The 14,427-nt window shown below is 55.0% G+C and carries 13 protein-coding genes and 1 rRNA gene; 4 read left to right on the forward strand and 10 right to left on the reverse strand.

What is annotated here, in order from left to right; genetic code table 11:
* Window positions 1–340, reverse strand: a 16S ribosomal RNA gene (locus WH277_RS08295); the annotation flags it as partial.
* A 585-nt stretch (window positions 341–925) separates the two neighbouring features.
* On the opposite strand from WH277_RS08295, the gene WH277_RS08300 reads away from it, so the two are divergent.
* Window positions 926–2,299, forward strand: a complete 1,374-nt coding sequence (locus tag WH277_RS08300) for a DHA2 family efflux MFS transporter permease subunit (protein ID WP_445235316.1) — start codon at window positions 926–928, stop codon at window positions 2,297–2,299.
* Between the two features lie 4 nt (window positions 2,300–2,303).
* On the opposite strand, the gene rbsR is transcribed toward WH277_RS08300, so the two are convergent.
* The 8 genes from rbsR to budA form a co-directional block, all read right to left on the reverse strand.
* The gene (rbsR, locus tag WH277_RS08305) at window positions 2,304–3,314 is read right to left on the reverse strand and encodes a ribose operon transcriptional repressor RbsR (protein WP_339505234.1); all 1,011 of its coding nucleotides are present in this window, start codon (window positions 3,312–3,314) and stop codon (window positions 2,304–2,306) included.
* A 2-nt stretch (window positions 3,315–3,316) separates the two neighbouring features.
* On the reverse strand, window positions 3,317–4,246 hold the full coding sequence (rbsK, locus tag WH277_RS08310; protein WP_133844902.1) for a ribokinase: 930 nt from the start codon (window positions 4,244–4,246) through the stop codon (window positions 3,317–3,319).
* Window positions 4,247–4,308: 62 nt separating this feature from the next.
* Window positions 4,309–5,190 carry a ribose ABC transporter substrate-binding protein RbsB gene (gene rbsB, locus WH277_RS08315; RefSeq protein WP_374760145.1) on the reverse strand — a complete coding sequence of 294 codons (882 nt, stop codon included), beginning with the start codon at window positions 5,188–5,190 and terminating at the stop codon, window positions 4,309–4,311.
* A gap of 27 nt (window positions 5,191–5,217) precedes the next feature.
* On the reverse strand, window positions 5,218–6,186 hold the full coding sequence (rbsC, locus tag WH277_RS08320) for a ribose ABC transporter permease (protein WP_339505236.1): 969 nt from the start codon (window positions 6,184–6,186) through the stop codon (window positions 5,218–5,220).
* 2 nt (window positions 6,187–6,188) lie between these two features.
* On the reverse strand, window positions 6,189–7,694 hold the full coding sequence (gene rbsA / locus WH277_RS08325) for a ribose ABC transporter ATP-binding protein RbsA (protein ID WP_133844892.1): 1,506 nt from the start codon (window positions 7,692–7,694) through the stop codon (window positions 6,189–6,191).
* Window positions 7,695–7,702: 8 nt separating this feature from the next.
* Window positions 7,703–8,122, reverse strand: coding sequence for a D-ribose pyranase (rbsD, locus tag WH277_RS08330; RefSeq protein WP_133844891.1), 420 nt, complete (start codon window positions 8,120–8,122; stop codon window positions 7,703–7,705).
* 206 nt (window positions 8,123–8,328) lie between these two features.
* Window positions 8,329–10,008: an acetolactate synthase AlsS gene (gene alsS, locus WH277_RS08335; RefSeq protein WP_133844889.1), complete on the reverse strand. Its 1,680-nt coding sequence runs from the start codon at window positions 10,006–10,008 to the stop codon at window positions 8,329–8,331.
* A 19-nt stretch (window positions 10,009–10,027) separates the two neighbouring features.
* Window positions 10,028–10,810: an acetolactate decarboxylase gene (budA, locus tag WH277_RS08340; protein WP_133844887.1), complete on the reverse strand. Its 783-nt coding sequence runs from the start codon at window positions 10,808–10,810 to the stop codon at window positions 10,028–10,030.
* 104 nt (window positions 10,811–10,914) lie between these two features.
* Here budA and WH277_RS08345 point away from each other — a divergent pair, with 104 nt between their 5' ends.
* Entirely contained in the window at window positions 10,915–11,796 is an 882-nt protein-coding gene (locus WH277_RS08345) for a LysR family transcriptional regulator (RefSeq protein ID WP_339505239.1), read from the forward strand.
* Here WH277_RS08345 and WH277_RS08350 read toward each other — a convergent pair.
* A complete protein-coding gene (locus WH277_RS08350) occupies window positions 11,793–12,191 on the reverse strand; it encodes a YgiW/YdeI family stress tolerance OB fold protein (RefSeq protein WP_166653740.1) in 399 nt (132 codons plus the stop codon). The two genes, WH277_RS08345 and WH277_RS08350, sit on opposite strands and share 4 nt — an antisense overlap.
* 217 nt (window positions 12,192–12,408) lie before the next feature.
* Here WH277_RS08350 and qseB point away from each other — a divergent pair, with 217 nt between their 5' ends.
* Window positions 12,409–13,071: a quorum sensing response regulator transcription factor QseB gene (gene qseB, locus WH277_RS08355; RefSeq protein WP_339505241.1), complete on the forward strand. Its 663-nt coding sequence runs from the start codon at window positions 12,409–12,411 to the stop codon at window positions 13,069–13,071.
* Window positions 13,071–14,420, forward strand: a complete 1,350-nt coding sequence (qseC, locus tag WH277_RS08360) for a quorum sensing histidine kinase QseC (RefSeq protein WP_425306584.1) — start codon at window positions 13,071–13,073, stop codon at window positions 14,418–14,420. Before qseB ends, qseC begins: the two co-directional genes overlap by 1 nt.
* Window positions 14,421–14,427 lie beyond the last annotated feature (7 nt).

Raw genomic sequence — 14,427 nt, forward strand, 5'->3', positions numbered from 1 at the left:
AGTCTGGACCGTGTCTCAGTTCCAGTGTGGCTGGTCATCCTCTCAGACCAGCTAGGGATCGTCGCCTAGGTGAGCCATTACCCCACCTACTAGCTAATCCCACCTGGGCACATCCGATGGTGTGAGGCCCGAAGGTCCCCCACTTTGGTCCGAAGACGTTATGCGGTATTAGCTACCGTTTCCAGTAGTTATCCCCCTCCATCGGGCAGTTTCCCAGGCATTACTCACCCGTCCGCCACTCGTCACCCAAGGAGCAAGCTCCTCTGTGCTACCGTTCGACTTGCATGTGTTAGGCCTGCCGCCAGCGTTCAATCTGAGCCATGATCAAACTCTTCAATTAAAAGTTCGATTTGCTGCAACAAGTGCAGCGATGCTCAAGTGTAAAACGTCATAATGAATTTCATTATGTGTTCACTCTTAAGACTTGATATTTTTTGTCACCCGGAGGTGACTGATATCAATCCTGCGAGTGCCCACACAGATTGTCTGATAAATTGTTAAAGAGCGGTGCAATCAGTGCCGAAGCTTCCTGTTGCGAGGTGGCGTATATTACGCTTTCCTCCTTCGGAGTCAACTTCTTTTTGAGAAGTTTTTTCCGGCGGTTCAGATGCTTCCTGAACCTCCTGAGCCGCTGGCCGTAAGCCGTTGTGCCGTCTCAGTGGTTGCGCATTATAGGCAGTTTCCGACGAGTGACAAGTGTTTATTGCAATAAAATGACTGAGCGCGTTATTTTTCATCAGAAGCGTTAAAAGCATACGCTTTCAGGGCAATAAATCAGCATTTACTGACAGAAAACTGCGAAAGACCGAGGAGGAAAGCAAAAATGAGATGCTATTCTTTCTGCTTCACAGGGGATTTTTCTGCCGCACTCACAAAAGAAAGGGATACCAATGATTAAATCCGCGCGCAGTATGGCCGGACTTCCATGGATTGCCGCTATGGCTTTCTTTATGCAGGCTTTATGCAGGCGCTGGATGCCACCATTCTGAACACGGCCCTTCCGGCCATCGCCCACAGCCTGGGGCGTTCTCCGCTGGCGATGCAGTCCGCCGTTATCAGCTATACCTTAACTGTCGCGATGCTGATCCCGGTCAGTGGCTGGCTTGCCGATCGCTTTGGTACCCGTAAAGTCTTTATCGCCGCGGTATTTCTGTTTTCCCTGGGTTCTCTGGCCTGCGCACTTTCGGGTTCGTTGTCGATGCTGGTCACATCCCGTGTGGTGCAAGGTGTGGGTGGGGCAATGATGATGCCGGTGGCTCGTCTTGCCCTGCTCCGGGCCTATCCGCGCAGCGAGCTGCTACCGGTACTCAATTTTGTCACGATGCCGGGACTGGTTGGCCCGGTGTTAGGCCCTTTACTGGGGGGCGTATTGGTCACCTGGGCCACCTGGCACTGGATTTTCCTCATTAATATCCCAATCGGTATTCTCGGCATTTTCTATGCACGCAAATATATGCCGGACTTTACCACTCCGAAACGCCGCTTTGACCTGATCGGCTTCCTGCTGTTTGGTTTGGGTCTGGTGGGCATCTCCAGCGGCATCGAATTATTCGGTGAACAGGTTGTATCAAGCGTGATTGCTCTGGGTGTGTTGCTGGCGGGTATCGCATTATTACTTCTATATATAGTGCATGCGCGGCGCCACCCTGCCCCGTTGCTGCCGTTACCCATGTTTAAGACGCGCACCTTCTCCGTCGGCATCGTGGGCAATATCGCTTCAAGACTGGGTACAGGCTGTATTCCCTTCCTGATGCCATTAATGTTACAGGTCGGATTTGGCTACACCGCCCTGCTGGCGGGCTGCATGGTCGCGCCCACCGCCCTCGGTTCCATTCTGGCGAAGTCGACGGTCACCCAGGTACTGCGCTGGTTTGGTTATCGCAAAACCCTGGTCGGGATCAGCATGATTATCGGCGTACTGATCGCCACCTTTGCTTTGCAGGTTCCTGGCTGGAGCATGCTGGCGCTGCTCATCCCACTCTTTATTCTGGGTATGGCGATGTCCACACAATTTACCGCGATGAACACCATCACCCTTGCAGACCTGACGGATGCCAATGCCAGCAGCGGTAACAGCATGCTGGCCGTCACACAACAGTTAGCGATTGGGTTTGGTGTCGCAGTGAGTGCAGCGGTGTTACGCTTTTATGAAAACTTTGATGGCACCACACTCCAGCACTTCCATGCCACCTTCCTGACGATGGGGGTCATTACCGTGCTGTCAGCGCTGGTCTTCCTGCTACTGAAACCAGGGGACGGTCGCAACCTGATTAGCGACCGTGATAAGAAGAAAACCTAGGCGCTTATTCCTTGCGGATATCGCCCACGGAGGCACGTTCCATCAGTTCCGGCGTCAGCACCAGCAACTGGGGGCTGGCCGTTGGATCTGTCAGGCGGTGTAGCAGAGCATCGATCGCCAGCTCCCCCAGTTCGTCTTTAGGCTGGTGAACGGTGCTGAGGGGCGGCGTCATATAGCGCGCCAGTTCGATATCATCGTAACCCACCACGGCCATATCCTGCGGGATACGCATTTCCGCCAGATAGAGCGCGTGATACACGCCAACAGCCATCGCATCATTACAGGTAAAGACAGCCTGAGGTGGAGGATCGAGGGCCAAAAGCGTATTCATGGCATTGAATCCGCCCTGGAATTCAAAATCGCTACTGACAATGTAGTCAGGCGGTATCGCTAACCCGGCGCTATCCATTGCCTGCTGATATCCTTCAAGACGCAGACGCGCAGGTGTTTTGTCCTGTGGCCCGGCAATACAGGCAATCCGTGTATAACCACGTGAAATGAGATGTCGCGTCGCCATCTCCCCACCCAGCAGGGAGTTATCCTGGATAATGTCGCTGCCGCCTTCAAACGGCGCCCAATCCATCATGACTGAAGGGATCGTGGGATAACGATGAAGTAATTCAGCGGAAGGCAGGTGACTTTCGGTACACATAATCAGTAAGCCATCAACACGCTTTTGCAGCAGTGTTTCAAGGCTTCGATTCATACGGTCTTCATCGCCTTCGGTATTGCACAATACCAGGCTATAACCACGCTCATAGCAGCTACGCTCAACACCCCGTACCACCTCGGAATAGAACGGGTTACTGCTGGCCGTCAGTAACATGCCAATAGTACGGGTCTGATTGAGCTTCAGACTACGCGCCAGCGCAGAGGGTGCGTAATTCAGCTGGCTTACCGCCGAGGTCACTTTTTCACGAACCGCTTCGCTCACGAAGCGGTTGTTATTGATAACGTGAGACACGGTGGAGGTTGAGACGCCCGCCAGGCGGGCGACATCTTTCATGGTCGCCACATCTACCCCTGCTGTTGCAAGAAGCTGTCAATCTCATCACGCCAGGGAACGGAAGGTTGTGCACCACGGCGGGTCACGGCAATCGCTGCGGCTGCATGGGCAAAGCGTACGGCTTCAGCCATCGGACGCTGCTCAATCAGTGCCGTGATCAGCGCACCATTAAAGGTGTCGCCCGCGGCAATAGTATCCACCGCTTCCACACGGAAACCAGGAATACGCTGACCATTCCCCTGCTCACTTAACCACACGCCCCGGCTGCCGAGGGTAATCAATACTGTACGGATACCTTTTTGATGCAGCACTGCCGCTGCTCGTGCAGCGTCTTCATCGCTGTTGACCGCCACACCCGTGAGGATCTGCGCTTCGGTTTCATTCGGGGTAATCATATCCACCAGCGACAATAGCTCGTCAGAGAGTTCTGTCGCCGGGGCCGGATTCAAAATCACCTGCGTCTGATGCTGATGCGCGATCTTCGCAGCCGCCAGCACGCTTTCCAGCGGTGACTCCAGCTGCATCAACAGTGCTGCGGCATCCGCAATCACCTGCTGGTGCTGCTCAACGCGCTCGGGCGTCAGGGCAGCGTTGGCGCCGGCGTGAATGCCGATCGTATTCTCACCTTCACCGTTAACAAATATCAGTGCCACACCCGTCGAGTCGCCGGCAACGGCTTCCACCGGGCTGACATCAATACGGTCATCAACCAGTTGCTGGCGGATACGTTCGCCAATGTCGTCTTCACCCACGCAGGCGATAAAGGCAATGTCTGCGCCACTGCGCCCGGCGGCAACGGCCTGGTTTGCACCTTTCCCACCGAATGCGACCTGATACTGCTTCCCGATCACCGTTTCACCCGGACGCGGGAAATGCGCCAGATTCAGAATGTGATCTGCATTAATGCTGCCGAGGACAGCCAGTTTGCCAGTTTTCATCATAAGGGGATTGTCCAGATAAGTGCGCCCCCCCAAGGTGGGGCCGTGCCATGCTTTTCTTTGATTTATTGGGTAACCAGCTTCAGGTCAACCGGATTGATAGCCTGTACTTTCTGGCCTTTCAGCACTTTATCAGCCGTCTGAACGCCGATAACGCCGATTTGCTCCGGTAACTGAGCCACGGTCGCAGCCAGTTTGCCACCTTCAACCGCTTTGATACCATCTGGGGTGCCGTCGAAGCCCACCACTACGACATCAGATTTGCCTGCCGTTTGCAATGCACGCAGGGCACCCAGTGCCATTTCGTCGTTCTGAGCAAACACCGCCTGCACGTCCGGGTGAGCGGTCAGCAGGTTCTGCATCACGTTCAGGCCTTTGGTACGGTCGAAGTCAGCCGGCTGGCTGGCGAGAATATTGAATTTGTGTGCATCGGCAGCCTGCTTGAAGCCTTCACCACGCTCACGCGCAGCAGACGTTCCGGCAATGCCCTGCAGCTCAATGATTTTTGCATTGTCGCCGACTTTTTTGGCGATGAAGTTACCGGCCATTTTGCCGCCGAAACGGTTATCAGACGCCACGTGGCTGACCACGGTACCCTGAGAGGCTACACGGTCCAGGGTGATCACCGGAATGTTCGCCTGGTTTGCCATTTTCACGGCGTTACCCACCGCATCAGAATCGGTCGGGTTAATCAGCACCAGCTTGGTGCCACGAACGGTCAGATCCTGCACGTTAGCCAGTTCTTTCGCCGGGTTGTTCTGAGAATCCAGCACCACCAGGTTATAACCCAGTTTATCCGCTTCTTTCTGCGCGCCATCTTTCAGCGATACGAAGAACGGGTTATTCAGGGTAGAAACCACCAGCGCAATGGTGTCCTTTGCCAGCGCGTTAGCGCTCAGCGTGGCGCCTAACAGTACAGCCAGTGCAGTCAGTTTATTCATCTTCATTTTCATATCCTGTAAAGGTAAAGAGTGTTATTTACTGCTTTTGTTGTCTACCAGCACCGCCAGCAAAATCACCACAGCTTTGACGATCATTTGGTAGTAAGAAGAAACACCGAGCAAGTTCAGCCCGTTATTCAGGAAGCCTAAGATCAGCGCACCTATCAGCGTGCCCATAATCCGGCCTTTACCGCCTGCGAGGCTGGTTCCACCCAGCACCACAGCTGCAATCGCATCCAGCTCATAGCCCGTACCGGCCGTCGGCGGCGCCGAAGAGAGGCGTGCCACTTCAATGGTGCCCGCCAGTGCAGCCAACATGCCGCACAGTGCATAAACGATAATTTTGACGCGGTTAACACTGATGCCGGACAGACGCGTTGCCGCTTCGTTACCGCCCAGCGCATAAATGTAACGGCCAAGGCGCGTGTGATGCAGCATGTACCAGGCGGCGAGGAACACCACACCCATTAACCAGACCGGTGTCGGGATACCCAGAGGACGACCGATACCAAACCAGCCAAACAGGTCTGCATTGTCGTTAAAGCCGGTATTCACCGGGCTGCCGTTGGTGTACACCATCGTCACACCACGCAGCAGCAGCATCATGACCAGTGTGGCAATAAACGCCTGCACTTTACCTTTCGCGACAATCGAGCCGGTAATCGCACCAATAAAGGCACCCAGTGCCAGCGATGCCGCCACCGCCACCAGAGCATTCACTTCCAGCCCGACAATCGAGGCAGCGACTGCCCCGGTCAGCGCCAGCAATGACCCCACGGAGAGATCGATACCGGAGGTGAGGATCACCAGCGTCATACCCACCGCCATAATGGCGTTGACCGACGTCTGTTGCAGAATGTTAAACAGGTTAGCCACGGTGAAGAAATTCGGGCTCAGACTGGAAACGATGGCAATCAGCACCACCAGCGCAATCAGCGATTTCTGCTCAAGCAGCCATGCCTTACTGATCAGGCGGCGTGAAGGAATTGTTTGCGTACTCATAGTTATGCCAGCTCCGCGCTGTAATGTTTACCAACTGCCGCCGCCATCAAAATTTCCTGCGAGGCTTGTTCAATCGGGAAGTCACCGCTCAGGCGACCTTCGTGCATCACCAGCACGCGGTCACTCATGCCCAGAACTTCCGGCATTTCGGAGGAGACGAGAATGATGCTCAACCCTTCCTGTTTAAACTGATTAATCAGCTGATAAATCTCTTTTTTCGCGCCAACATCGACGCCACGCGTTGGCTCATCCAGGATCAGCACTTTTGGCCGCGTCATCAGCCCGCGCGCAATGGCCACCTTTTGCTGGTTACCCCCTGAGAGCAAACCAATCGGCTGATTCATTGATGGCGTTTTAACGTTAAACAGCTTGATAAAATCACCGACCGCCTGCTGCTCTTCCGCATGTTTCAGGCGGCCCGCGCCATAGCTAAAATAGTTGAGGGCGGTCAGTGACATGTTCTCTTTCACCGACATGCCCAGCACCAGACCATCACGCTTACGATCTTCAGAAATATAGACGATACCGTTGGCCAGCCCCTCTTCCGGGGAACGCGCGAAGACGGTTTTTCCGTCCAGCGTTACGCTACCACTGCTGCGTGACAAGGCGCCATACAGCACTTTCATTAGTTCGGTACGCCCCGCGCCCATCAGCCCGGACACACCCAAAATTTCGCCTTTACGCAGCGTAAAGCTGACATCCTCAACGCCGGAACCACTCAGATTCTCCACCTTCAGGCGAACCTCACCCGGTGCTTTATCCAGGCGTGGATACTGCTCTTCCAGCTTGCGGCCGACCATCATTTCAATCAGCGACTCTTCCGTCAGCTGAGCCACTTCACGTTCTGCAATAAACTGCCCGTCACGGAAGATGGTGACATCGTCGCAGATCTCAAAAATTTCTTTCATTCGGTGGGAGATATAAACAATGCCGCAGCCCTGCGCTTTCAGCTCGTTGATCACTCGGAACAGCGAAGCGGTCTCGGTATCCGTCAGCGCGTCCGTCGGTTCGTCCATGACGATCACTTTTGACTCGAAGCTCAGGACCTTGGCAATTTCCACCATCTGCTGGTCACCGATCGACAGATCACCCACCAGCTTATGGCCGCTGAAGCGCAGATTCAGGCGCTTCAGTAAGGCATCCGCCTCGGCATACATCTTTTTCCACTGGATGCGGCCAAAACGGTTAACAAATTCGCGACCCAAAAAGATGTTTTCCGCAATGCTCAACTGGGGGATCAGGTTCAGTTCCTGATGAATAATACCGATCCCGGCTTCCTGCGACTCTTTCGGCCCGTTAAAGGTGGTTTCCTGACCGAGCCATTCAAACGTGCCCGCATCACGGGCGTAGATCCCGGTAAGCACCTTCATCATGGTCGACTTACCCGCACCGTTCTCGCCCACCAGCGCCATCACGCGGCCAGGATAAACAGAGAGGGCGGCTCCCGACAGCGCCTTGACGCCCGGGAAGGCTTTATCAATGCCTTTTAATTGCAGTAAAGGTTGCATAACAGCCTCTAAAAGGTCACGCCAGCGATCAGGATGACATTCGCATACGGAGAACACTCTCCGCTGCGAATGACAGCCTGACTACGCTGAGTTTGGTGTTTGAACTGTTCGTGACTGACATAACTGATACTGATTGAATTACCCTGGTGTTGTTGCAGTAAGTCGAGCAGGGCGATCAATTCACTATGAAGCTGCGGATTATGCTGCTTAATTTCTTCCGCAATGATGGCACTCTCGACCTGCATCTCGCTGGTGACCGCCTGGGTAACCTGTAAAAATGTCGGAATTCCATGCGTCAACGCCAGATCAATACGCTGCGGACCTTGTGGGACCGGCAGGCCGGCATCGCCAATCACGATGCTGTCAGTATGACCGAGACGTGAAATCACGGACGAGATATCAGAATTCAGTAAGGTGCCTTTTTTCATTATTCACTCCAGAGCGAAACGTTTCGCTGAGGGCAGTGTAAGAAATGGTCAGGGGAAAACAATCATCAAATGTTGAAAATGTGATCGCCATCGAAACGTTTCGCTGACGCAGAGAGAGGATTTGTTTTAAGGAAAAAAATGGCCCTTTTATGTTACCGGTAAAGGGCCATGACTGAATGTAATGAATATCTGGAAGGTATAGCAGCTCACAAAATCTGGCTGAGATGAAGCTGTCCCATCAGCAGAGGGTTGTCTGCGTAGTCCACCGGAATAGCCACCACCGCCGGTCCCTGCACATCCATCGCTTTACGCAACGTCGGTTCCAGCATTTCTGCACTTTCCACCGCAAACCCCGCGGCACCAAACGACTCGGCGTAAGCTTTAAAATCGATCGGACCGAATTTTACCCCGGAAACCCGCTGATATTTCTTCTCTTCCTGCATCGCCACCATGTTGTAGCACTCATCCACCCAGATGATATGCAGCAGATTCGCCCCCAGTCGTACCGCTGTTTCCAGCTCCATACTCGATTGCAGGAACCCGCCATCCCCGGAGACCGACACCACTTTGCGCGACGGGTCCACCAGCCAGGCACCGATTGCCCAAGGTAATGCCACGCCCATGGTTTGCTGGCCGTTGGAGATCATGATCTGACGGGCACGGAAGCTGTAAAGATAACGCGCGATCCAGATATGAAAGCTGCCCATATCCACCGTCAGGGTGACGTCACTGTTGATGATGTCCTGCATAGCACGCACGATGCGCAAAGGATGCAGGGCAAACTGATTCAGCTGATGGCCGCGCAGCGCCAGCAGTTCACGCTGTTGCTGGCGGTCGCTGAGGATCGCCGCCGCCTGTGGGCTAAGCGTTAACGGGCCGTGGATACGTGCCGTCAGTTTATCCAGCGTGGCAGCAATATCACCGACCAGCTCGGCATCAGGCTGATAACAGTTGTCGGTATCGGCGGGCAACACATCGATATGCACCAGGGTGGCTTTGCCACTGTTCCACATCGCAGGTTCATACTCTACTGGGCTATAGCCAATGGTGATAATCAGGTCGGCTTCTCGCAGTAACCGATCGCCCGCCTGATTATTAAAGAGCCCGACACGCCCGGCAAAGCGGGAAAAATGCTCCTGCCGCACTGCACCTGCCGCCTGGTAGGTACTGGTGACCGGAATATGGCTACGCTCCAGCAGCTGATGCAGCGCATCGCTGTTGGCGGGCTGGCTGGCCATCAGGCCCAGCAGCAGCACCGGGTTTTTCGCCTGTGCGATTTGGCGGGCAACGGCGTCAATCGCCACATCCGGTGCCGCCCCCAGCAGCAGCTGGCCACTGGTATTCAGCAGATGTCCGCGTGCGGGCTCATTAATAATGTCCTGCGGCAGGCTGACAAAAGCGCCGCCGGGGCGCCCCTGCTCCGCACTGCGAAACGCATTCGATAACACTTCGGCAATGGCATCTGAGGAACCGACTTCTACCGCATATTTACTCACAGGGCGGAACATCGCGACGGTATCCATGCTTTGATGCACCTGTTTGGCGCTATCCGCGCGTTTTACCGCCCCCCCCAGTGCCACTACCGGATCGCCCTCGGTGGTCGCCGTTGCCATACCGGTGATCAAATTGGAACAGCCAGGCCCGGAGGTGACCAATGCAACGCCGGCTTTGCCGGTCAGCCGACCCACGGCCGCTGCCATAAATGCGGCGTTGGCTTCATGACGTACGGCAATCGTCTGGATGGAGGTGTCCAGCAGCGAATCAAAGACTTTATCGATTTTGGCACCGGGAATGCCGAAGACCTGCTTCACCCCCTGTGCTTCCAGTTGAGCCACGACCAGATCGGCACCGTGTGCCCACTGTTGAACCTCAGTGACGTTTTTCATCTTTTGTTCTCTCTCTTTTTCAGCTTTCAACAGAACGAATGGCGGAATCCAGGTTTTCCGGGCTGAGATCCGCCCGCAGGAAGTCGCTGTCGCCAGGCAGGTCAATCACCAGCTTGCTGATCTCACCAAAGGTCAGCGTGCCGTGATCAAGCTGATAGTCCAGAAGATGACCGCCACCCTGGCGATCGTCAGTAATGAAATGTTCGTGATAGCCCGCGACGTTGATGCCCTGCATATACTGCGGCGTGCGAAAACCGATCAACACGCCATTGCGCTGCTCAAAATGAAAGGTGGGCTGCTTGCCGAGCACCTCTGGCATCGATTTATACGGGCGGTGCTGACAGGGAACCGTGCGGGTTTCTGCGCGGCTGAACAAACCGTCGAGACGCAATGCGCAGAACTGATTATCGGAACTGACCTGCTGGTCGATGACCTGATGTACCCCGGCCCGATCAACCGGGCCGGTAAAGCGATGCTGATACTGAGGGTGGAAGAAGGTCATCACTGCAAACGGCGATTGCTGATCGGGACTGGCAGCACGGGCACTGCCATCTGAACGCAACTGGTACACTTCACGGTTAAAAGCGATAAGCTCGCCATCCAACTGATTAAACGTCCCGAGGCCAAAATCGCCTTTCTTCAGCAGGTCAGCCACCGTGGTGGTACCGTCATAGACGCCGCTCAGTAACGCGCTCATCAGAGAGGTCTGATAGATTACACTTTCTGGCCTTTCCTTCTGCATCCCCCTGACCGTTTCGGTCAGTTGTTCCGAACATGAACAATCAGTTACAGAATGTGTCATTGCCATTTCCCCCGATAAACTGTTAAGAAGTATTGAATCAATGTTGACTCGATTCAGTTCGGGATTCCAATATAGAACACCCCCCACTTTGAGACGTTTTCGATATGGAACTGCGGTATCTGCGTTACTTCGTTGCGGTCGCTGAGACGAAGCACTTCACCCGGGCGGCGGAAAGGCTGGGTATTTCCCAGCCCCCGCTGAGTCAGCAAATCAAAAAACTGGAAGAAGAGATTGGTACACCGCTGCTGAAAAGGCTGACGCGTGGCGTGGAACTGACGGATGCCGGGGAAGCGTTTTATCATGATGCCTGCCAGATCCTGGCACTGACCGGCCATGCGCTGGAGAAAGCCAAAGGGATTGCCCGCGGGATCAGTGGAAAGCTGTCGATTGGTTTTGCCAGCTCCACCGCGTTTCATCCGCAGATTTTCCGGCTGCTGCACTGTTTTCAGGATCGTTTTCCGGCCATCACCTTACTGCCCCAGGAAGAGAGTATGGCGACGCTGATGCATAATCTGGAGGAGGGATTACTGGATGCCGCCTTTGTACGTCTGCCCTGTGAGAGCAGTAAGACGTTTAATCTGAAGGTGATTGCTTCTGAGAAAATGGCTGTGGTGCTACCGACGGGTCATCCGCTTGGCAGCGTACCCTCTTTGTCGCTGGCACAGTTACGTAAAGAATCACTGATTTTATTTCCACGTGAGGTTGCCCCCAGCCTGTACGAAGTGATTATCAGTGCCTGTCTGCGTGCCGGTTTTCAGCCAGATGGCGTGCAGCAGTCACCGCAAATTTCGTCGGGCGTGAGCATGGTCGCCGCAGGCTTCGGCATCACCATCGTGCCTGATTCACTGCGCTGCATCAGCCTGCCCGGCGTCAGCTTCCATCAGATTGAGGATGCTGCGCTGGGCAGTGATATCGCCCTGGCCTGGCGGCGTTGGGATCGCTCCCCCGCCGTCCACCACCTGGTCACGATGCTTGCCGGCGATTAGCCACCGATTTTGCGCACCTGTTTGACGTCCAGCTCCAGCGAGTTGAAGTCTTTATCCAGCTTGCCCTGGAGTTCAACATTGTCTTTCGGACCAATGGTCTGTCCGTCCCAGCGCTTATCGTCAATTTCGACGGTCATGGTGCCGGTGGCATCACGGAACAGATAGTCTTCATCACCAATGCGCTTTTCAATATGACCACGCATTGTTACCCAGGCATCATCACTCATATCCTGAGCCTGCTTGACGGTAGCCACCGTACCGTTCGGGCCGCTGAACCCGCCCTTCTGTACCTGGGCTGCCGGGGCGCTCGGGTCAACAAAACCGCCGCCCTGGACGGCAAGTACGGGCATGGACATCAGGGCGGTGATCGCCAGTAATGCAGCTGTCTTCTTCATCATTTTCACTTTTCCTTATGCAATAGAGCAGTCAGTTCTGCCCGGTAACGTCGGTTCAGTCAGTATTACAGCAAAAGGTTCTTAACAGGATCTTAAGAACTCTTTTATCACGAGTTTATTGTTCTAAATTGACGAAAAGTCGCGAATTTCGTCGATCGTTGCTGTACAAGCCGTATCATGATTCCGTATAACTCGGTCAACTGCGAAGGATAACACCATGCGAATTCTGTTAATCGAAGATGACCGCCTGATTGGCGACGGCATCAAAGCCGGGTTAAGCAAACTGGGGTTCAGTGTTGACTGGTTTACCCAGGGCAACGAGGGACTTCGGGCGCTGAGTGCCGCGCCCTATGATGCGATAGTACTGGATCTCAGCCTGCCAGAAATCGACGGACTCACCATTCTCCGCCAGTGGCGACAGCAGGGGCGTGATGAACCGGTGTTGATCCTCACGGCCCGCGATGCCCTGGAACAACGCGTCAGCGGGTTGCAGCAGGGAGCCGATGACTATTTATGTAAACCCTTTGCCCTCAGCGAAGTGGCCGCACGTTTACAGGCACTGATCCGCCGCCGCCACGGTCAGCTTCAGCCGACACTGCAACATGGCAGCCTGATCATGGAACCGGGTTCCCATACCGTTACCCTGAAGGGTGAACCGCTGGTACTGAAAGCGCGTGAACTGGCGCTGCTGGAACTGTTTCTGCTCAACAACGGGCGCGTGCTCACCCGCCCACAGTTAGAAGACAAACTCTATGGCTGGGATGACGACGTTTCCAGCAATGCCGTGGAAGTGCACATCCATCACCTGCGTAAAAAACTGGGCAGTGAGTTTATTCGCACCATTCACGGCGTGGGTTACACACTGGGAGCGGCACCCTGATGCGCCAAAGTCTGCGACTGCGTCTGATGCTCGGTTTTTTGTTGCTCAGCCTGCTGTGCTGGGGAGTGGCCGCTGTGGGGGCCTGGTGGCAGACCCGTCACAATATCAATGCGTTGTTTGATACACAGCAAATGCTGTTCGCGAAACGGCTCACCACCCTGAATATTGAGTCAGGGGATGAGAAAACGATAACACTGCCGAAAACAAAAAAAATCCTGCGCCATCACCGCGGCGATCAGGACGATGATGCGCTGGCCTTTGCCGTGTTTCGCCGCGATGGCCAGATGCTGCTTAATGATGGTGATAATGGCCGTAATTTCATCTTTGATTATCAGCGTGATGGTTTTGTTGATGGCCGCCTGCGCGGTGACGATGACCGCTGGCGTATGGTGTGGCTGCGTACCCCGGACGATCGCTATGTGGTGGTGGTCGGTCAGGAGTGGGAGTATCGCGATGATATGACCCGCGATCTGGTGCAAACCAACCTGACGCCGTGGCTGGTGGCACTGCCGGTAATGCTGATGTTGATGTTGTGGCTGATCACCCGGGAGCTGGCGCCGCTGAAACAGATCGCCGACCAGCTGCGGCAGCGCGCCCCGGATGACATTACGCCCCTCACCGCACAGCGTGTGCCGCAGGAAGTCCGCCCGTTGCTGACTGAACTGAATCAACTGTTTGGGCGCATCGGTGACATGCTACTGCGCGAACGCCGTTTTACCTCGGATGCCGCACATGAACTGCGCAGCCCGCTGGCCGCGTTAAAAGTGCAGACGGAGGTTGCCCAGCTGGCTCATGACGATGCCGCAGTACGCCACCATGCGCTGACCAGCCTGGATGCGGGGATAGACCGCGCTACCCGGCTGGTGGATCAACTGCTGACGCTGTCGCGTCTGGATGCCGGGGAAGATCTGGAAACACAAAGCGTGCAGTGGCAGGCGATCGTGCAGAAAGCCGTGGTGGATCAGTATGCAGCCGCACAGGCTGCGGGCGTGGAACTGGCGCTGGATGCCCCTGATGCGCCCGTTATCTGTCAGGGTCAACCGCTGCTGCTGGCGCTGTTGGTTCGTAATCTGCTGGATAATGCCATTCGCTACAGTGCGGCGGGCAGTGAAGTATGGCTGAAACTGACCGCCGGCACGTTGCAGGTGCTGGACAATGGACCGGGCGTCAGCCCGGAAGCGCTGGCACGTATTGGTGAACGATTTTATCGCCCGCCAGGCCAGCAACAGTCTGGCAGCGGTTTAGGCTTGTCGATCGTTCATCATATTGCCCGCCTGCACGGCATGACGGTGACCCTGGAAAATCGGGCAGAAGGCGGATTTGCGGTGACGGTAAATATTAACGGATAACCAGGGC

This window comes from Erwinia sp. MYb416, assembly GCF_037479575.1.
GTDB lineage: Bacteria > Pseudomonadota > Gammaproteobacteria > Enterobacterales > Enterobacteriaceae > Erwinia > Erwinia rhapontici.